This is a genomic window from Brevibacillus daliensis (genome assembly GCF_021245735.1).
In the GTDB taxonomy this organism is placed as follows: Bacteria; Bacillota; Bacilli; order Brevibacillales; family Brevibacillaceae; genus Brevibacillus_B; species Brevibacillus_B daliensis.
In genome coordinates, this window is the sequence record NZ_JAJISB010000034.1 from 24529 (window position 1) to 43367 (window position 18839).

General features: G+C 43.2%; 16 protein-coding genes. 2 read left to right on the forward strand and 14 right to left on the reverse strand.

Annotation, left to right across the window (positions count from 1 at the left end):
* Window positions 1–63 precede the first annotated feature (63 nt).
* From LM917_RS19905 to LM917_RS19935, 7 genes are all read right to left on the reverse strand, one after another.
* Window positions 64–1692 (reverse strand): glycerol-3-phosphate dehydrogenase/oxidase, encoded by a 1629-nt coding sequence (locus LM917_RS19905; protein WP_232699512.1) that lies wholly within the window; start codon window positions 1690–1692, stop codon window positions 64–66.
* 204 nt (window positions 1693–1896) lie between these two features.
* Window positions 1897–2475 carry a glycerol-3-phosphate responsive antiterminator gene (locus LM917_RS19910; protein WP_232699466.1) on the reverse strand — a complete coding sequence of 193 codons (579 nt, stop codon included), beginning with the start codon at window positions 2473–2475 and terminating at the stop codon, window positions 1897–1899.
* Window positions 2476–2522: 47 nt separating this feature from the next.
* A complete protein-coding gene (locus LM917_RS19915) occupies window positions 2523–3293 on the reverse strand; it encodes an HAD-IIA family hydrolase (RefSeq protein WP_232699467.1) in 771 nt (256 codons plus the stop codon).
* A gap of 21 nt (window positions 3294–3314) precedes the next feature.
* A complete protein-coding gene (locus LM917_RS19920) occupies window positions 3315–5093 on the reverse strand; it encodes an ABC transporter permease (RefSeq protein WP_232699468.1) in 1779 nt (592 codons plus the stop codon).
* Complete coding sequence (locus tag LM917_RS19925) at window positions 5090–6220, reverse strand: ABC transporter ATP-binding protein (protein WP_232699469.1); 1131 nt, start codon at window positions 6218–6220, stop codon at window positions 5090–5092. The genes LM917_RS19920 and LM917_RS19925 overlap by 4 nt, the downstream gene beginning before the upstream one ends.
* Window positions 6221–6232: 12 nt before the next feature.
* Window positions 6233–7285 carry an extracellular solute-binding protein gene (locus LM917_RS19930; protein WP_232699470.1) on the reverse strand — a complete coding sequence of 351 codons (1053 nt, stop codon included), beginning with the start codon at window positions 7283–7285 and terminating at the stop codon, window positions 6233–6235.
* Between the two features lie 311 nt (window positions 7286–7596).
* Window positions 7597–8532, reverse strand: a complete 936-nt coding sequence (locus tag LM917_RS19935; RefSeq protein WP_232699471.1) for a DMT family transporter — start codon at window positions 8530–8532, stop codon at window positions 7597–7599.
* Window positions 8533–8731: 199 nt separating this feature from the next.
* Between LM917_RS19935 and LM917_RS19940 the strand changes: the two genes are divergently transcribed.
* Both LM917_RS19940 and LM917_RS19945 read left to right on the forward strand, forming a co-directional pair.
* The gene (locus LM917_RS19940) at window positions 8732–9235 is read left to right on the forward strand and encodes a DNA-deoxyinosine glycosylase (RefSeq protein ID WP_232699472.1); all 504 of its coding nucleotides are present in this window, start codon (window positions 8732–8734) and stop codon (window positions 9233–9235) included.
* 113 nt (window positions 9236–9348) lie between these two features.
* The gene (locus LM917_RS19945) at window positions 9349–10518 is read left to right on the forward strand and encodes an AI-2E family transporter (RefSeq protein WP_232699473.1); all 1170 of its coding nucleotides are present in this window, start codon (window positions 9349–9351) and stop codon (window positions 10516–10518) included.
* A gap of 118 nt (window positions 10519–10636) precedes the next feature.
* Here LM917_RS19945 and LM917_RS19950 read toward each other — a convergent pair whose 3' ends face one another.
* The 7 genes from LM917_RS19950 to LM917_RS19980 all read right to left on the reverse strand — a co-directional run bounded on the left by LM917_RS19950 (window position 10637) and on the right by LM917_RS19980 (window position 18700).
* Window positions 10637–11851 (reverse strand): thiolase family protein, encoded by a 1215-nt coding sequence (locus LM917_RS19950; protein ID WP_232699474.1) that lies wholly within the window; start codon window positions 11849–11851, stop codon window positions 10637–10639.
* A gap of 2 nt (window positions 11852–11853) precedes the next feature.
* Window positions 11854–12627 (reverse strand): enoyl-CoA hydratase/isomerase family protein, encoded by a 774-nt coding sequence (locus LM917_RS19955; RefSeq protein ID WP_255668449.1) that lies wholly within the window; start codon window positions 12625–12627, stop codon window positions 11854–11856.
* Window positions 12620–13501 carry a 3-hydroxyacyl-CoA dehydrogenase gene (locus LM917_RS19960; protein ID WP_232699475.1) on the reverse strand — a complete coding sequence of 294 codons (882 nt, stop codon included), beginning with the start codon at window positions 13499–13501 and terminating at the stop codon, window positions 12620–12622. The genes LM917_RS19955 and LM917_RS19960 overlap by 8 nt, the downstream gene beginning before the upstream one ends.
* A 92-nt stretch (window positions 13502–13593) precedes the next feature.
* The gene (locus LM917_RS19965; RefSeq protein WP_232699476.1) at window positions 13594–14631 is read right to left on the reverse strand and encodes a zinc-binding dehydrogenase; all 1038 of its coding nucleotides are present in this window, start codon (window positions 14629–14631) and stop codon (window positions 13594–13596) included.
* A 15-nt stretch (window positions 14632–14646) separates the two neighbouring features.
* Entirely contained in the window at window positions 14647–16047 is a 1401-nt protein-coding gene (locus LM917_RS24665) for a phenylacetate--CoA ligase family protein (RefSeq protein WP_232699477.1), read from the reverse strand.
* Window positions 16048–16135: 88 nt separating this feature from the next.
* Window positions 16136–17098, reverse strand: coding sequence for an enoyl-CoA hydratase/isomerase family protein (locus LM917_RS19975; protein WP_232699478.1), 963 nt, complete (start codon window positions 17096–17098; stop codon window positions 16136–16138).
* Between the two features lie 177 nt (window positions 17099–17275).
* Window positions 17276–18700, reverse strand: coding sequence for a TIGR00366 family protein (locus tag LM917_RS19980; RefSeq protein WP_232699479.1), 1425 nt, complete (start codon window positions 18698–18700; stop codon window positions 17276–17278).
* Window positions 18701–18839: the final 139 nt, after the last annotated feature.

Consider the following 18839-nt stretch of genomic DNA (forward strand, 5'->3'; position numbering starts at 1 on the left):
ATCCAAACAAAAAAACGCCAGATCCCTCTCTTCCATAATAAAGAGTGGGATCTGGCGTTTTCATTATTGAGCTTTTAGCTCTGGATATTCCTCTTGTAAGTCAAATAGTTCTTTAACCAATAGTGTTTCTTTCGACTTTCTTTGTTCACTCCATCCTAGCAAACCTCCCATCAAGCGCACGACCGTCATTGCATGGTGCTTCGCCTTTGCGTATCGGAAATACGTCCATCCCGTACGCAAACGTAAAAAGTCCACAGCATGGACGGTCATTTCTTCTTCAATGGAATAGCGGATCTGCGCTTCTAATAGCATTTCATCGGACTGCTTTGAACCAGTAGCCTGAAGTTGTTCTACTTGCTTCATGATTTTCACAACATTTGTTCCATATATTTCGATCCATTCTGCCATGATATTTCCAGGAATCCCTGCCTGTTTTCCTTGTTGCATAAGCTCCTTTGTCCACTCATTAAAGGTATGATACCCCTCATGCTCTCCACCGCTGATTACAATTTGGTCCGTTGTACAGCCTGGGAACTGTTTACCTTCTTGTGTTAACAGAGACTTGGCGATCAGGTCTACCACCTTTTCCGCCATTTTGCGAAACCCTGTTAATTTTCCTCCAGCGATCGTGATCAGTCCAGTTGGTGAATGAAAAATCTCGTCCTTACGTGATAGCTCAGATGGACCTTTCCCTTCTTCATAGATTAGTGGACGAAGCCCCGCCCAGTGAGAAAGAATGTCTGTAGACTGCAATTTAACATCAGGGAACATCGCATTAACTGCTTTCAACAAATAATCTCGATCTTCCATGGTAGTACGCGGTTTATCGATCGGTCCTTCGTATGCAGTATCCGTCGTTCCAATATAAGTACTGTCCCCTCGAGGAATGACGAAAACCATTCGTCCGTCAGGTGTGTCAAAATAGGCGGATTGGGCAACAGGAAGACGTTCCTTTGCGACAACAAGATGAACCCCTTTTGTCAGGAAAAGTCTTTTGCCTGCGAGCGATCCATCTTTATCACGGACCTGGTCCACCCAGGGACCCGTTGCATTAACTACATGTTTTGCTGTGAATTGCCATGTCTTTTGACTAATCTGGTCCATCACTTCCACACCAGTTACACGCTGATCACTTCCATACGTAAAATCGGTTACCTTGGCATAATTGAGGATCATAGCACCCTGTTGACTAGCTGTTTTCATAATATCGAGCGTTAATCTGGCATCATCGGTACGATATTCAAAATAAAGTCCCCCGCCCTGTAATCCTTCAGATCTCAACAGCGGTTCCTGCTGATGTGTGTTTTCTTTACTTAGCATTTTTCGTCGCTCTTTGCGCTCTACCCCAGCCAGCCAATCATAGATATACAAGCCGACTGAGCTTGCCCAATAACCATACGTACCGCCTTTATAGATTGGCAGTAACATTGGTGCTGCGATGACCAGATGAGGTGCATTCCGATAAAGGATTGCCCGCTCTCGTCCCACTTCCTGAACCAGCTTTACTTCACCCTGCTTTAAATAACGAAGACCACCATGAATGAGCTTGGTAGAACGGCTACTTGTTCCGGAAGCAAAATCTGCTTGCTCCACTAAGCCTACCTTCATCCCTCGCTTGCTCGCATCAAGAGCAATTCCAGCTCCCGTAATTCCTCCCCCGATTACCAGCAAATCAAAAACGGTCTCCTCCATTTGGCTAGCTATACTGTCTCTTTCCTGAGCGGAAAATGATGTCTTCACTATGGTTCCTCCTTTATGAGTAAAACAGAAAAACCCCCATGGAAAAAGACAACTTTCATCGAAGTTGTTTCTCCAAAGGGGTTTCTCCTGTTCTCTACCCTTCCTACTATATGAAGCGGGATACCCGCCCTTTTCAAAATGAGATAGAAAAAGATCTTAATGGGATACTTTTTCAGTAGTAAACCATAAATCCTTGGAACCTGCTGAAATGGCTAAAGCTCCTGCCTCTAACGCCTGTTCAATCTCTTCCTGCGTATCAACCAGACCGCCTGCAATAATCGGAAGTGGCGTCAAGTCCGTCATTTCCCGTATGACACGTGGCATCAATCCTGGCATGATTTCTACTGCATCTGGCAGCGTTTGTTCAATAACTCGCAAACCCTTTGACACAGCATTGCGATCAATGAGGAATATTCTTTGAATCGCCATTAAATTCAGATCTTTCGCTACGCGGATTAGGTTACTGCGTGTTGAGATGATCCCGGTCGGAGCAATTTCTTGAGCCACATAAGCTACTCCACTCTTATCGGGAGCAATGCCTTCAATAAATTCCATATGCAAAAATACGTGCTTGTTCGCGGCTTTTACACGATCTACTAGCTGTTTGATGTTAAAGATGGAGCCGGTTAACAAAAAGATAATGTTAACATCGCTCTGAATCGCGTCGTCCAACAGGTGCTCAGATTGTACGGCGGCGATCGTTTGACACTCGACCAGATCGACTATGGGATACATCTTATGCCCTCCATGCTTTTGTCTATCTTCAGTATAGCATGAATTTTTTACAATTGAACAATATCTTTGATGCTCTCACATATATAGGTAGGACGATGTTCGCCGTTCTCAGCCATCTCTCTCGTGCTGATTCCCGTTAAAACAAGAACGGAATTCATTCCTGTATCAATCCCCATTTTAATATCTGTCTCCAATCGGTCACCAACCATATAACAATCTTCGTAGTCAAGGTCGAGATGCTTCACCGCCAGCTCTGCTGCGATCGGAGAAGGTTTTCCCACTACGAGATCAATAGATTTTCCTGTTGCACCTTCAATGGCACCGATAAACGAGCCTGTATCCGGAATCTGTCCATCCTCCATTGGGCACGTACGATCTGGATTGGTCGCGATCACCTTGGCACCACGGATCGTAGCTTGGAACAGATCATTCAGCCGGTTATACGTAAACTCTCGATCCCATGAAAGTACGACATATTGTACCTCAAGCGGATTCTCCGACATTTTGATACCATGTCGCCTCAGCTCTTCTCGAACAGGCATTTCCCCAATGACAAGAACCTGTTCTCCCTGCTTCATCACCGTTTGTAAATACCTTGCTACGATTAGAGAAGAGTTCAGTACATCCTCTACTTTGGTTGGAATGCCCATTTTCGTCAGTTTATGTGCATAAGATTCTCGGGTCGCAATCGGTTTATTAGAGAGAAAAACCACCTTGTCTCCCCGATCTCTCAGTGTCTGTATCGCCTCCCTCGCCCCATCAATCAAGCGATCTCCCAGATATACAGTTCCATCAAGGTCAAAGATAAAGCCTTTCATGTTGTTCCCCCATCTTTCATATTAGTAAAGCTGATCCTTGGTCAATTTTTTAGCCAGATACTGCAACACAACAACAATGAAGATAATTAAAATCGCCATCGCTGACGCGGTGTAATATTCCCCGCGTAGTAGGTTCTGGAACACGGCCAAGCTCATTGGTGCCCAATCACTTGGTGCAAGCAAGATCGAAATACTTGCTTCCTTGATAACCGTAACGAAAACCAGAATACCTCCCGCAGCAATCCCTGGCAATAGCAATGGTCCAATTACGGTAATAGCTGCTACCAGCTGCGATGCGCCTAAGCTAATGGCTGCTTCCTCAATATCTTTACGAATCGCCATCATAGAGCTCATCGTAGAACGGATCATGTATGGCATCCGCCTGATGGTATATGCAATAATCAAAATCGTCGCTGTACCCGTCAATTGGATAGGAGCCGTATTAAATGTCTGGATCAATGCAATCCCCAGTGCAATCCCAGGAACAATCAGTGGGATCGAGGAGATAAAATCAAGCGCACCCGAATTACGGCGAACGACAAAGTAAGAGACAAATATGGCAATGACGACACTTAGAACCAATGATCCAATAGCCAGAATCATACTATTGATGATGTTTTTCGATGATGAGCTAAAAATCAGCGCGTAATGCTTCAATGTATAACCATCAGGTAGCGCATGCATCCCCCACGTCGTAGCAATGGACGACAGAAAGATGGAGCCTACAGCAAGCAACGGAACCAAAACAATTAGGAAGGAATAAATACTAAGGGTAGTCGTTACTGCCTTGCTATCGTTTAATTTCTGTTTGGTAGGCTTACCTGAAATGGTTCCATACTCTTTCCCTTTGACCACGAGCCTTTGTAGCCAGAAAAAGAAAGCAGCAACAATTAGCATGACTATGGTAAGTACAGCAGAGCCTGCCCAGTTAAAGAATCCAGATAACTCCCTGTATGCTTCTACAACAATTAGACTCAAATCCTTGGGAGCCAGAATAATCGGAGTCCCGAAATCTGAGAAACTAACGGTAAAGATTAATAGCATACTTGACACAAGACCTGGCATGGCAAGTGGTAATGTTACTCTGCCGAACGTATACCAGCTTCTTGCTCCCAGATTCTGTGAGGCTTCTTCTAAGGTAAGATCACTAATTTTGAACGCAGCAACCATTGGCCATAGTGCATAAGGAAAAAAGAAAAAGACCTGTACTAACACGATGCCAAGCATGGATTGTACGTCAAAGAGTACGCCTTCTCCGCCAAACGCCCGGTAGATATGATTCACCCAGCCTGTTTTTCCAAACATCAGAGTAAAAGCATAAGAAGAAATGAATGTCGGCATAACTAACGGAATCGTGCAAATAGCTGCAAACAAAGCTTTAAATGGCATTGTCGTACGTGCAAATGCATAAGCGATTGGCAGAACCATTATGGTAACTAATAAAGCAACACCCGTACTCAGTTTCAAACTGTTTACCAGTGCACCAAAATAACTACCTCCGCTCTCGAACATGGTACGGTATGCCTCAAACGACATGTTTGAAAGCTTTTCCATGGTTGAGTTGAATATTTTCGCATTCGTAAATGAACCGAAAATATTAATAGGTTCCCCGGTGATGCTGACCAACAGGATAGAGAGTAGCGGAACGATCAGAAATACAAGGAAAAAAGCATAAACCAGCCATTTCATCATCGTTAAGCCGCTAAAGGAAACCTTTTTGTTTCTTGACGATTTACTGGTTGGCGGTTTCAATTCTCCTGGTCCCGCTACTTCCGTCTGTGTTCTCACATCCGTACTCATAGGATCACCACACGTTCAGGCTCAATTGCCAATTTTACAGAGGTGCCTGGAGATAATAGCGGCATGCCACCTTCGTAGGTTTTATCCACCTCGAATGCTAGATTCCCCACTTGCACGTCGTAACGTATGCTAGGTCCCATATATGTGGACATCGTGATCGTCCCATCAAGGAGTCCGGTTTCTTCCGGTTCTTTACCTGCCTCGTACAGTTGTATGCTCTCAGGTCGGATAATAATCTCAACTTCTGACTTAGTGGTATCAAAAGCAGAATAGAGCAGCTGTTGATCCGACAACTGAATTAGCGTTCCTTTCTCTGTACCTTGATTCTTCACGAACCCTTTATAAATGTTGGACGAGCCTACAAAATCAGCAACGAATCTGGAAACTGGGCGGCTGTAGAGGTTCGTTGGTGTATCAACTTGAACAAGCTTCCCGCCTTCCATGACAGCTACCCGATCAGCCATGCTCATCGCTTCTTCCTGATCATGAGTTACGAAGATCGTGGTGATTCCGATTTTTTGTTGAATTTGACGGATTGTTACACGCATACTGTTACGTAATTTTTTATCCAGGTTAGAAAGTGGTTCATCCATTAGTAGAACGGCAGGCTCCATGATGAGTGCCCGTGCCAGTGCTACACGTTGCTGTTGTCCACCAGATAATTGTCCTGGCAGACGATCAGCCAGATGACCCAGTTCTACAAAATCAAGTGAATCACGTACTTTTTGTTCCACGTCTTTCGGCATTTTACCTAGGCGTCGATTTAGCATGTGTGCCAAAACTCCCAGCTTACTTCCGATTCCGCCTTGCTCATAACGACGGATGTTTAAGCTGTATGCGACATTCTCTGCTACGGTTAAATGCGGGAACAGCGCATAGCTTTGAAAAACCATCCCGCAGTTCCGCTGATTAGCCGGAACCTTGCTCACTTCCCTATCGCCGATATAAATGTTGCCGGATGTTGGTGTTTCAAAACCGGCAATACAACGCATTGTCGTGGTTTTTCCACAACCAGAGGGGCCAAGAAGGGCGAAGAACTCGCCCTCCCTGATCTCCAGATTTACGTCTTCGAGCGCGGTCACGCCACTAAATTGTTTATGCAAGTTTTTTACCAGGACCGATCCCATGATGTTGCCTCCTTACTTGAATTTGGTACGCCATTCGTTACGTACGCGATCGTAGTTTTGCACGACCCAGTCCACATCAAGCTGTTGAGCGTGCGGAATTACTTTTTCCAATGTTAGAGGTGTTTTGGAAGGCACATCTTTGTGGATCGGGATATGATACCAGTTGGATAAAATTTGTTGTCCATCTTTGGAAAGTAGATAATCGATAAATGCTTTACCGCCTGCAGGGTTTGGACCATCTTGTACCAAGCTGACTGGGTTTACAATAATGGCAGTTTTTTCTGGAACAATAAAATCTACTTTTTCACCTTTTGCTTTCATCTCATATGCCATGAAATCAAACGCAATGGCAATGCTTGCTTCACCTTTTGCTACGGCTTTTGTTGGTGCGGAACCGGAGTCAGGCAATGCGCTTACCTGGTCCATCAATTTTTTGAAATAATCCCAGCCTGGTTCTTCACCGCGCTCCATTAATTGAGCTAGAACAGTTAATGTAGCTGTCCCAGATGCTGCTGGGTTCGCCATTTGAATTTTGCCTTTCCATTTTGGATCTAACAGATCGTCCCATGTTTTCGGTGCATCTTCCGGTTTTACCAGGTCGGTGTTATATACGAAGCCAAGTACGAAGATCTCCGCTCCGATCCATTTCCAATCCTTGTCACGGATCTTGATACCATCTCTTACTTCTGGCCAATCTTTGATAGATTCAGGAATGTATTCAGTAATAATGCCTTTATCCTTTGCTGATTCAAATGGCAAGAAACCACCACCACCATACCAAAGGTCACCTTGTGGATTATCTTTTTCAGCGATCATTCTGTTTACAAGTACGTTCGTACCTGCATATTGCACATTAACAGTAGATCCAGAGTTAGCTGTTTCAAAACCTTTTCCCAATTCTTTGGACATATCTGGTGTTTCAGGTGAATAAAGTGCAATGTTTCCTAATTTACCATCTGCTGGAGCACCGCCACTTGCTTCTTCTCCTTGCGAACAACCTGTCAGCGCAATAGATGCTGCAAGTGTTAATCCAACTGCTGAATGGAACCACTTTCTTTTCTTCATAATCGTACACCCCTTCTCTATTTCTGATTGAACGGACTAATCTTTAGCTTGATGACATCGTTTTCATAGAAAAAATAAGAAAAACCCTCCCAACATAAACACAAAGGAAACCTCAATAAAATGAGGCATTGTGTTTACGGGTAAGGGTTTCTCCATTTTCTCCACCTAACCGCAAAGCTAGTAACTTAATCACGTTCAACTTTTTTCATAGTATAACGAGAAAAAAGAGGGGACGTCAACCTTGTTTTAGAAATATTATTTATTTTCTGTTAAGTTCGCCAATTTAATTAATGAACCATCTTTGTGCTATATTATACGGATGCTTTTTTACTATTTTTTAGTGGTACAATAATGCTTAACGCCATACCAGTAAAGATGAGTGCCACTCCCCCGATCTGAGCGAAAGATGGACGGAATCCAAGAAGCATGATATCTAGTAAAATCGCTACAGCAGGATTAACAAAGATTAAGGCAGAAATAACACGTGAAGGCAAATGTCTTACACTCGAGTAGAATAATATATAGACGATTCCAGTATGGATAAAGCCCATAATACCTACTGCAACCCAATTGCTAGTAGAAAGCTCTGTAAACACATTGGTCTCTATGAAAGGAAACAGGACGACTACACCCAGTAATGCCTGGATAAAAGAGACTGCAAACGGACTGAGGTGCTTTATCCCTTTTCCGATTAGCGTAAGACAAGCATACATGATAGCCGCTAATAGAGCCCAGATAACGCCACCTGAAAATAGTTGACTGCTAAACAAACTGCTTCCTACACCACTCACAAAACCAGTCCCAATCAAGCAAATCACTAACGCTAAGAAAACAAGTGGTTGCAGCTTTTCGCGATAAAGAAAGCTTCCAAATACCAGGACAAGTACAGGAGCCAAATGATAGATGGTAGTTGCACTGGTTAACGGCATTTGTTGGATTGCGATAAACAGACAGATCCAATTACCCGTGAGAAATAGTCCCCCTACAAGTACACGCCATAGCTCACCTTTATTCCAGGTCTCCCTCTTCCATTGACCCGAGAAATACCAGATCATGCCCAGAAAAATGGAACCCCCTACGCATCGCATAAACGTTAGCTCTAACGAAGGAAGTTCTGTCAAAATACCAAAATATCCGACTGATCCGAAAATAATGTTAGCTAGTAGGAGTCCTAATAGGGGATACCGCCCGTTTCCTGATCTCATTGTTTTTGGTATGGATACCTCGTTCCCTAGTTGTTGTTTCATAACATAATTTCTCCTTTTACTTATTTACAATTTTCTCTACTCGTACTACTAAGTAATTGTTCCAAAAACATGTTGAATGATACTGCTCTCAACATTGCTTTTTTGTCTACTTATTTACTCATTCTATCCGAAAGTTCATTATTATGAAATATTTTGTTACAATGACCAAAAAACGGATTACTTGAAAAGGAGTCTGGTTATGTCGAGCGTTCAATCATTTCCACCCGTTATTTGGGATTCCTGTACGATTCTGATTCTAGGTAGCATGCCTGGTGTTGCTTCACTAGAGAAGCATCAATATTATGCTAATCCGCGCAATCACTTCTGGCCGCTCATATTCTCCATGTATGGAGCTCCGCTTGCAGATCACTATGAAGATAGGCTTTCTTTTGCTTTAGATAAGGGGATAGCTTTATGGGATGTGATAAAAAGCTGCCATCGGCCTGGCAGCCTGGACTCAGATATCACCTCGGAGGAAATGAATGATTTTACTAGTCTCTATCTTACATATCCACAGATTAAAACCGTCTTTTTTAACGGAACGAAGGCCTATCAAACCTACAAAAAACATGTCGGCTTTGATACGGATCGTGAGTATATCCTTCTACCTTCTACTAGTCCAACGCCTAGTAAATATATGAAAACCATGGAAGACAAGCGTCAGAAGTGGGACATGGTCCGTGAGTTTGCCCAGAAGAAATAAAAAATGAAGAGGAGAGATTTTCCTCACTTTGCGATGAGTTACCTACAATGAAATATGATATTATTATTGCAGTAAGATTCGAGGCTAAATTTTAGACGAGGGTGAAGAGCGTATTGGATGAAAAAAATAAATACTTCAGTAGTAAATTAGTTCGTTTTTTCCTGAACCAACGACTAGTAACACTGTTACTAATTCTGTTATTGGTTGGGTTAAATATTTATGTATTTAATCATATATCCTATATTTTCAATCCTTTCACGGTCTTGTTAGCAACCGTATCATTACCGCTTTTATTAGCAGGTGTTGCTTACTATCTGCTCAATCCAATCGTGGATTTTTTAGAAAAAAGAAAAATCAAGAGATTATATGCCATTCTCTTGCTCTATCTAGTTATTATTGGTCTCATCACCATTTTGGTAGTGGCTATCATTCCAGTTGTTAAAGATCAAATTATTAGTTTAATGGACAATATGCCAGGCTACATTTCAAAAGTGCAAGCCATTATTGAAAAATGGGTGGGCAGTGATCTCTTTTTGCAGGTACAACATAGTCTTAATTTCAATATGACAGATATCATAAACGATTTGGCTGCGAAAGCTTCTGAAATCGCCAATAATACGTTTAGAGGAATTGGTACGTTTGTTGGTGCGGTAACCAATGTCATCCTCGCACTTGTAATTGTGCCATTCATATTATTTTATCTGTTAAAGGACGGAAAAAAGCTACCTCAATACATCGTCAATTTTGTTCCAACTGATCTAAGAGGTCGCTCAGCTAATGTGTTATCTGAGATGAATGGACAAATCAGCTCCTATATCCGTGGACAAATCGTTGTCAGCTTCATCATTGGACTTTTGCTTTATATCGGATATTTAATCATTGGACTAGAATACTCTATCGTGCTAGCCATCATTGCGTCCCTAACCAGCATCGTTCCTTATTTAGGTCCAGCTATTGCGATAACCCCTGCCTTGATCATAGCGATGGTAACATCACCAATTATGCTGGTAAAAATGATCGTAGTTTGGACAGTGGTTCAATTTATTGAAGGTAAGTTTATCTCACCACAAATCATGGGAAAATCATTACGGATTCACCCAATAACCATTATTTTCGTCATCTTAACCGCAGGGAATTTATTCGGGGTGGTTGGTATTATCCTCGCAATTCCTGGTTATGCGGTGCTGAAGGTTATTGCAACACACCTGTTTAATTGGTTTAAAACTCAGTCTGGACTGTATACGGAGTCTGCTACTGAGACAGATCAAATGAAAAATCACTAGAAGAATCAACATCATACCGACAAAACAAAAAAGCTTGTTCTCTTTATAATCATGAAGAGAATCAAGCTTTTTTCATCGTATCGGCATTCTAAAATGTCTTCGTATCAGTATCTAGTACCTAATCTTCCACTCGCTCCACAACTGTAGCAATCCCTTGTCCCACGCCTATACACATGGTGGCAAGTCCATATTTACTCTTTCTGCGTTTCATCTCATGGATCAAGGTAGTCATGATCCTAGCTCCGCTGGCTCCAAGCGGATGCCCCAAGGCGATTGCTCCACCATTTACATTCACCTTTTGTGGATCAAGCCCCAGATCTCTTAAACATGCTAATGCCTGCGCAGCAAAAGCTTCGTTTAGCTCTATTAAATCCAGTTGCTCTACGGATAGTCCCGCACGTTCCAGCGCTTTTTTGCTTGCAAATACAGGACCATATCCCATAATGTCAGGTTCTACTCCGTGTACCGCCGAAGCTAGCACCCTTACCAATGGTTTTACACCTAACTCGTTCGCTTTATCCTCCGTCATCATCAAAAGAACAGATGCACCATCGTTTATCCCTGAGGCATTACCCGCAGTTATTGTGCCATCTTTTACAATTGATTTGAGTGAAGACAGCTTTTCAAGCGTTGTATCTGGACGTGCATGCTCATCTCTCGTAAATAAGTAGCCTTCTCCCCGATTATTTTGAACAAGAATGGGAACAATCTCATCATAAAAAACTTCAGATTCAATCGCTCTAGCCGTTTTCATCTGGCTTTCGTAGGCAAATTGGTCCTGGTCCTCTCGAGAGATTGAGAATCTTTCAGCGACGCATTGTGCTGTCTCGGGCATACTAAGTGAACCATACATGTGATGAAGGGAAGGGTTCGTGAATCTCCAACCAATCGTGGTGTCATACATGGTGATATTCCCTCGCGGATTTTGATTTTCTGGTTTAGCCATAACAAAAGGGGCGCGTGTCATGCTTTCGGTGCCCCCAGCAATCATGATGTCTCCCTCACCTATCGTAAGGGCTCGAAAAGCCTGATTAATGGCATCTAGTCCTGATCCACACAGGCGATTAACCGTGACTCCACCAACAGAAACGGGTAGCCCGGCTAACAAAGCTGACATTCTGGCTACATTGCGATTATCTTCCCCAGCTTGATTGGCATTACCCAGAATCACTTCCTCAATTTCTTCTGTTTGAATATAAGGATTGCGTTCGAGCAATGCCTTAATTGCGATAGCACCCAGATCATCTGGTCGAATGTCCTTTAGCGCCCCATTATACTTACCGATTGGGGTTCTAACTGCATCTACGATCACTACCTGATTTCCCCTGGTCATCGTTATTCCCCCACATATTCCGGCGTTCTTTTTTCTAAAAAGGCTTTTGTTCCTTCATGCTTGTCTTTTGTTCCAAATAGAACCGCTTGTAATGCTTTTTCCAAAGCTAATCCGGATGAAAAATCTGCTGTCGCACTTTCATTCAGGGCAATTTTGGCGAGTCGTACCGCAACTGGAGGATTATGAGCGATTGTTTCTGCAATCTCTCTGGCCTTATTCATTACTTGATCATGGGCTACCACATGATTGATCAAACCATATTCATACGCTTCTTTGGCATCTATTAATGAGCCTGTTAAAATCATTTCCTTTGCTTTTACCAGACCTACACTCTTTGTTAATTGTTGTGTTCCGCCACCAGCAGGAAGAATGCCTAATTTTATTTCAGGCTGGCCAAACTTTGCCTGATCACTGGCGATACGAATGTCACAGGCAAGTACCAATTCACAGCCTCCGCCCAGCGCATATCCGTTAATTGCTGCAATAACTGGTTTATAGGAACGGAAGATTTCCATTAGAACATCCTGGACTGACAAACCGTAAATATCAAGAGGTTTTCTGTCATGAAGCCACTTGATATCTGCCCCAGCGACAAAAGCCTTGTCTCCTGCTCCTGTAATAATAATGACACGCACATTTTCATCTTCATTTAATTGGCGAATTGCTTTATGAAGCTCCGCCCAGCTTTCTGGATTCATCGCGTTTCGTTGTTCAGGTCGATTTATTGTGATGGTCGCCACGAAGTTCTCTATCTCGATTAATAGATACTCAAACATCCGTCAGCTTCCCCCCATTACTTTCTGTATAATCATATACACCTTTGCCTGTTTTCTTGCCCAGACGACCTGCCTTTACATACTTGACTAATAGAGGGCATGGGCGAAATCGTTCTCCTAATGTTTTATGCAGATACTCCAGATTTTTGAGCCTTGTATCCAGACCAACCAGATCACCTAGTTTAAATGGACCCATCGGATAGTTTAGTCCAAGCTCAATCGCCTTATCGATCTCCTCGGGCGTCCCCACACCTTCCATCAGCATGTAAAATGCCTCATTTCCTACCATACTGCTTATCCGACTGGTTACGAATCCTGGGAACTCGTTAATCATCACGGTTTCCTTCTTCATCTTGATGGCAATTTCCCTTACAGCCTTCGCCGTCTCATCACTTGTTTCCAGACCGCGTATGATTTCTACCAGCTTCATTTTATGGACTGGATTGAAAAAATGCATGGCAATTACTTTGTCTGGTCTCTTAGTAAATGATCCGATTTCAGTCGGGCTCATGGTAGAGGTATTGGTTGCTAAAATGACGTCCTCTTTAGCAAATTGATCCACCTGTTTGAAAACACTTCGTTTAATAGCAATCTCCTCTGGAACAGCTTCAATCACCAGTTCTACCTGTTGGGAAGCCTCTTGCAGATTGGAACTCAGATGAAGCCGTTTCATAGTTTCTTGATAAGTTTCCGAATCTACCTTTCCCCGTTTCACACCCTCATCCAGAATTTTGATGATTTCATTTCTCGCATGGGCGAGTGCATCTTCCGAAACGTCGAACAAGTATGTTGTAAACCCGGCTACTGCACTGGCATAAGCAATTCCCCGCCCCATAATGCCCGAACCAACTACCAGAATATTTTGTATACTCATGTTATGCCTCCTCGTTTCCACTCCATCTCTGTCTTGTGTAACACTATTTTTCAACTATTTCTCGGAAATAGCTGGTGCTTCGTCAGTCTTGCCTATCTGTCCATGTTAAGAACAATCTTCCCGACATGATTTCCCTTTTCCAGACATTCCTGAGCTTCTCTTGCTTCTTCTAGTGCGAATTCCTGATAGAGATACGGCAGATGTGACGGATTTTTTTGCAAAAAGGATACAACCTGGAGAAAATCTGATCGATCTCCCATCCACGATCCATAGATGCTGATCTGTTTGCCAAAAATCTGGCGAATATCAATTTCTGATTTATATCCTGTTGTAACCCCGCAGGTAATAAGTCTGCCACCTCTCGATAAGAAAGATATGCTCTGCTGCCAGGTCTTGGCACCAACATGATCGAGAACCATCGTCGCTCCACGCTTTTGGGTCAGCTTACGGATTTCTTCCGACAGGTTCTTATCTCTTGTAAGGATATGCCCTGTAAAGCCTTGTTCTTGCAAAAATGCAGCCTTATCCGGGGAACCTACAATCGCGATTACCTCCGCTCCAATCCCGCTCGCGATCTGTAATGCAGCATAGCCTATTCCACCTGCTGCCCCCCAGATAACCACTGTATCGTTGATGTGCAAGCCACCCTTGGTTACGAGAGCGTTCCACGCCGTTATGTAGGAAACAGGAACAGCTGCCCATCTAGAGAGGTCGTTCGCTTCAATGGGCACGGCGCATGATGCGGGAACCGTTACGAAATCTGCATAGCCACCATCCACGTGATAACCAATGATCTGAAACTGCCGACACATGGTTTCTTTCCCTGTTGCACATGCTTCACAATTTCCACACCCGAACCCTGGATAAATCAGTACAGACTGCCCAACTTTCAAATGCCTAACCTCATCCCCGATTTCCTCTACAATACCGACGATGTCACTCCCGGAAATTCGCGGCAAAGTAAGTCGATCCCCAGTACCACCGCGGCGAAGCCACAGGTCAAGATGATTTAAAGCACAATATTTGATGCATATGCGGGCGTCTTTCGCGCCCAGCTTGGGAACAGAGTAATCCTGATGCAGGGTGAGCTGATCTATCTCTCCATGTTGCTCCACAACGATTGCTTTCATTTTCCATCCGCTCCTTTACCGTCTGTCCTCAAATCGCTTCAGCTTCGCTCGAACACCATGCCCTGTCAAGTTTTGTAGCTCGTTCTCCTTTACTATCTCAACAGAAACAGCCACTCCGTTTTTACGCTTTAGCAATTCTTCCAATTCATGCTTGAGCAATCCAAAATCAAGGCTGTCAGATTTTGCTTCTACCATGATCGTCAGTTCATCTCGTGCCGGTTTTCCTTCGGGCGTTTTACGCTCTGCATAGCAGAAATACTCCCCGTTTACCCGTCTATCTTCCAAAATCATTTTACCTAATGCTTCTGGCCAAATGTTGATACCACGCAATTTCACCATCGTATCGCTTCTGCCCTGGAAGTAGTCGATTTTCTTATGCCAGCTACCACAACTGCATTGCTTCATTTCGTAAGAACCAGAAATATCCTGGATGTTATAACGAATCTGCTGCGTCCCTGTTTTATACAAAGCTGTAACCACAATATTTCCACGGTGACCTGGAGGTAAGACTTCTCCTGTTTCGAAGTCAACGATTTCTACAAGGAAAGCATCTTCAAAAATATGCAGCCCATCTTCTGCTTCACATTCATAAGCTACATACTGAACTTCATGGAACGCATAGGAATCATAAACTGGACAACCCCATGCTTCCTGCACAGGCTGCTTGTTCCCAAACGCCGAGAGGGTTTTGATCTGTAAATCATGTTTCGGATCGTACCCCATTTTCCTTGCCACTTCCGCCATATGAACCAGGTAATCTGAGGTAGCAAGGATGGAGGTTGCCCCAAAAATTTTGGCAAATTCAATTTGCTTCTCTGTTGGAGTAACGTTCCCTGTACTAGTGGTAATGGGTGTGCAGCCAAGCCAATGCCATAAACCGTGATCCATGATCCATGCTGCATTATGCGTGGAGTACGCCCAAGAATTAAGCACAGCATCCCCTGGTCTGATGCCATGCATATAAAATGTTCGTGCACTAAGAATCGCACCTACTTCCCGATCCCATGCCGAGTAAATGGTTGGACGTGGCGCTCCCGTTGTGCCGCCACTTGTATAAAAGCGAAGTGGCGTGTGCTGTCCATCCTCAAAGTGATAGCTTTGGTAGTCACCAAACGGTGGTTTGCGCTCAATGCTGTCTCGTATATCATCGATGGTATACATCGGAATTTTTGATAAATCAGCCAGAGTCTGAACATCGGAAAGAGCAAAGTCATGTTTTTTCCACAATCGCTGATAAAAAGGGATGGTAGATGCCTGCTCCAGCGTTTCTTTCAGTCTCTGTAGTTGCACATGTTCAATTTTTTCCCTGCTCCATTTCATTGCACCGTTCATGAATTCAACGGGTGGTTCATAATCCAGTACTAACTTATTAAAATCTACTGATTGGTAGTAATACGGAATTTTTGTCGATATCACTTCATCATCACCGCTACTTTCTTACCCGTATTTGTATAAAAAAGGCTTCGTCCTGCCTTGGCAAAAACGAAGCCAATGTTATGCTCATTTATTTTTTCAATGGTACGCCGCATACACCGCAATGAGTAAATTTTTCTGGTAAATCAGCTGTTCCACATTCATTGCAGGAGACCGAAGTAGAACCCCACAAGTCATCGTAAGACTCCCCATTTGCCAGTCTGTCGCGCAGCATCTTGTAATCTGGCTTACGCTTTTCGTTAAAAGCCTTCATCGACTCAAAAGTTTCATAGGAACCCGTATGAACAGTCAGCCAATCTTTTGCATGACCAACTGTAAGAGCAAGTGGCATCTTCTTCCAGAAATTCGTTTGTTCTTTAGTATAGCGGACGCATTCGGGTAGTTTGTTCAATAGTTTTTGAGCCATATGATTTACTGCATCATCCAGTTGGCTATATGGAACGACTTCATTTACAAGTCCCCACTCCAACGCTTTATCGGCACTAATCTCTTCGTTCAACCACAAAATTTCACGAGCTCGTCTGTCACCTACCATGATTGGCAGCCACTGTGTTGCCCCCCCAGCTGCTACACTGCCGTGTGAGTTTCCTACCTGACGGATATATCCATGGTCAGCCATGATAGCCAGATCGCAGTTCATATTAAATTCGTTACCGCCACCTACTACAATTCCATTTAATCTGGCAATCGTTGGCTTCCCGATATTTAACAATCTTTCGTGTGCTTCAATGAATGCACCCATCCATTTGTAGTAATTATGCGGGCGGTTAATAATATCGTTTTGTTGCTCTTTCAAATCGGCTCCGGTACAGAATGCTTTTTCTCCTGCCCCTGTCAACACAACCACGCCTACCTCGTCATCCCACGAAGCAATTTCGAATGCACGCGACATTTCTCTTAAAGTTGGAAAATTCAAGCAATTATGGACCTGCGGGCGATTCAAGGTTATTGTTGCGATCCCGTTTGCTTTTTCATATATAATGTTCTGAAAATTAGTCTCTTCCGGCTGTAATGGTTGTAAGAAATGATCCATGTTAATTCCTCCTGAGTATCTTTTTTATTTGAAAATCATAGAAGATCTTTCTACTACTTTCTTTTAGCAAGTTGCATGCCATTCTCTTAAACCTGCTACTTATCACATTCTTCTTTTCCTAGTGGGTTCAGTTGTTAAAAAACGTAACATCCACGTTGTAATAATGAACATCAAAACTTACATCGGTAAGAACGTGACTCCAATAATCCACATGATTCCCACGACGATTAAGATAGGCAGACAGTAGCCGAGGAAATCTCGTACCGAGAGCTTAGTCCCTACCGCCATGATTGGCATAAATAGTAGGGCCCAGAATGGTTGAATAAGCGTAGTCCACGCCTCACCCAGATTCATTGCCATAACCGCACGAGGGATATCTACACCTAATTCAACAGCAGCTGGGATAAATGCTGGTCCCGTTGCAGTAAATAATGAGCCTGCCGATGGAATAAACAGGTGAATGAGTCCCTCCATCAAAAACGTTAGCATTGGGAATGTACCTGTCGTTGAAATGGTAACTACCCACTGAGAAAAGACTTCCGCAAGTCCTGTTCCGGTAAGTAAGGAAGCAATAGCGCCATACAACGGAAATTGAACGGCGATTGATGTACTCGCTGCCATGTGTTTTCCGAATGCCTTTGCATATTCCAGAGCATTATTTTTAATCATGAATCCAAGGAACATAATCAAGAAGGCAATCGTGTTCAGGTTAAGCCCTTTATATCCATTCGCGATGAAATAATAGAAACAATAGACTACTCCAATCAGACCAACTACAAAAAGAATCGGGCGAGAATGATTGATTTTATCTGCAAACGTCCGCCATTCACTAGTGCCTGTTGCAGCTTGTTGGCTAGAAGCAGGTTTACTTTCCTCCTCTTTCTCCAGTAAAAGATCCTTATAGGGAACAACAACTTTTTTATTCTTTCCGATGAAATAAAAGATGATTGCAATGACAAACACAGTCGTTATCATTGTTACCATGTTCATTACGGTAAAGATCGTTTGATCAAGGGGAATCAATCCACCCAAGAGATCAGTTAATGGTCCCTGTGTTGCGACAAACAATGGAATCGTACCTGATAATCCGCCAACCCAAACCACAAAAGAAGAATAGGCAATCGCGGTAAGCAAGCGATAATCTACCGAATCATTCGTCCTGCCAATTGCTCTTGCGTACGTCGCTGTCACAACTGGACCGATATACCATCCCAGTAAGGAAGAGAAGCCCCCAACAAGGGCAGTCGATACATAAGCAGCCGATGGAGTTTTAACAAGGCGAGCTATTTTTTCAATTCTCTTCCCTACTGCCGGAGACTCTACAATTACAAGGGCGGCAGCATAAGTCAGGATTAATTGAAAAGCAAACGTAAACATCCAAGGAAAGCCTTTAAACCAGTGATCAATAACCTGCATAGGACCACTATCTGTCAGCAACAGAGCTAAAACCATAGAGATTAACGTAAGAAGTAGGGCAAAAATCATTGAGTCAGGGAAGTATTTACTATAAAGATCTGCTGTTCTTTCCGAGAGACTAAGCTTTACGTTCTTGTTTTGTTGAGGCGAAACAGGAATCTTTGCATCGGGTGACAGGTTTGCCATTGTACAACACTCCTCTTTTGAATAGATAACCGTTCCATTTGCATATCAAGAAAAATGGAAGAGCTCCTTCCTTTCTCTTAATGCCAAAGTGTTTTGCAATAGCTGTGCCAACAAGGATAAACAGCCAGTTCTCTTGGTT

Excerpts from the sequence above, each read along its gene's own strand:
- LM917_RS19905 (WP_232699512.1), bottom strand. The coding sequence starts at position 1,692 with ATGGAGGAGACCGTTTTTGATTTGCTGGTAATCGGGGGAGGAATTACG.
- LM917_RS19910 (WP_232699466.1), bottom strand. The coding sequence starts at position 2,475 with ATGTATCCCATAGTCGATCTGGTCGAGTGTCAAACGATCGCCGCCGTA.
- LM917_RS19915 (WP_232699467.1), bottom strand. The coding sequence starts at position 3,293 with ATGAAAGGCTTTATCTTTGACCTTGATGGAACTGTATATCTGGGAGAT.
- LM917_RS19920 (WP_232699468.1), bottom strand. The coding sequence starts at position 5,093 with ATGAGTACGGATGTGAGAACACAGACGGAAGTAGCGGGACCAGGAGAA.
- LM917_RS19925 (WP_232699469.1), bottom strand. The coding sequence starts at position 6,220 with ATGGGATCGGTCCTGGTAAAAAACTTGCATAAACAATTTAGTGGCGTG.
- LM917_RS19930 (WP_232699470.1), bottom strand. The coding sequence starts at position 7,285 with ATGAAGAAAAGAAAGTGGTTCCATTCAGCAGTTGGATTAACACTTGCA.
- LM917_RS19935 (WP_232699471.1), bottom strand. The coding sequence starts at position 8,532 with ATGAAACAACAACTAGGGAACGAGGTATCCATACCAAAAACAATGAGA.
- LM917_RS19940 (WP_232699472.1), top strand. The coding sequence starts at position 8,732 with ATGTCGAGCGTTCAATCATTTCCACCCGTTATTTGGGATTCCTGTACG.
- LM917_RS19950 (WP_232699474.1), bottom strand. The coding sequence starts at position 11,851 with ATGACCAGGGGAAATCAGGTAGTGATCGTAGATGCAGTTAGAACCCCA.
- LM917_RS19955 (WP_255668449.1), bottom strand. The coding sequence starts at position 12,627 with ATGTTTGAGTATCTATTAATCGAGATAGAGAACTTCGTGGCGACCATC.
- LM917_RS19960 (WP_232699475.1), bottom strand. The coding sequence starts at position 13,501 with ATGAGTATACAAAATATTCTGGTAGTTGGTTCGGGCATTATGGGGCGG.
- LM917_RS19965 (WP_232699476.1), bottom strand. The coding sequence starts at position 14,631 with ATGAAAGCAATCGTTGTGGAGCAACATGGAGAGATAGATCAGCTCACC.
- LM917_RS19975 (WP_232699478.1), bottom strand. The coding sequence starts at position 17,098 with ATGGATCATTTCTTACAACCATTACAGCCGGAAGAGACTAATTTTCAG.
- LM917_RS19980 (WP_232699479.1), bottom strand. The coding sequence starts at position 18,700 with ATGGCAAACCTGTCACCCGATGCAAAGATTCCTGTTTCGCCTCAACAA.